Below are 707 nucleotides of genomic sequence, written 5' to 3'. Positions count from 1 at the left end.
CGACAACTGGTCAAATGAAGCAAAACTTGCCACCATCATAGAGGCCAGTGGCTTATCAGAGACCGAGCTTAGCGAATACTGCCGTAGTAAAGGCCTATATGTCGAACAAATCAAAGCATGGCGAGCCGGAGCCTTATCAGGATTCAATCAAAGCCAAAAGCAGAGCTTAGCAAGCAGACGACAGCAACAAGCTGACCGTAAAAAGATTAAAAAACTAGAGCGTGAACTTAATCGCAAAGAGAAAGCTTTAGCCGAAACAGCTGCTTTACTGGTACTGAGAAAAAAGCTGGATGCGCTCTGGGAGACACAAAGCGAGGACGACTAACCTCACTGCCACAGCGCAAGCAATACATTACATGGATTCAAGAAGCTAATATTTCAGGGGCAAGGCTAAAGCAAGCATGTAACGAGGTCGGCATTAGTCTACGTACCTACAGGCGTTGGTATAAACAAGGTCAAATAGCTCATGACAAGCGTGCTGAAGCTGTGCGTCCTATGCCCATAAATAAGCTGACTGATAATGAGACAGCAACTATTATTGCCGTCTGTAACGAACCCCGCTTTGCAAGCCTACCACCGACACAAATCGTACCCACTTTGCTCGACGAAGGTATCTATCATGCCTCAGAATCCACCTTTTACCGTGTACTTAAAGCCCATAATCAGCTAAACCACAGAGGACGTAGCCTAGCTCCTAAAGTCAGTAG

1 protein-coding gene and 1 pseudogene are annotated in these 707 nt (G+C 46.1%); both read left to right on the top strand.

Annotation, left to right across the window (positions count from 1 at the left end; all coding sequences use genetic code 11):
* Positions 1-325: pseudogene (locus A1232T_RS14045) on the top strand (IS3 family transposase); the annotation flags it as partial.
* Positions 326-495: 170 nt separating this feature from the next.
* A partial coding sequence (locus A1232T_RS14290; protein WP_143513918.1) for a helix-turn-helix domain-containing protein occupies positions 496-707 on the top strand: 212 nt, incomplete at its 3' end.

The organism is Psychrobacter pasteurii, assembly GCF_900162815.1.
Lineage (GTDB): Bacteria > Pseudomonadota > Gammaproteobacteria > Pseudomonadales > Moraxellaceae > Psychrobacter > Psychrobacter pasteurii.
The sequence above is the reverse complement of the archived record's forward strand: the minus strand, read 5'-3'. Positions and strand labels throughout refer to the sequence as shown.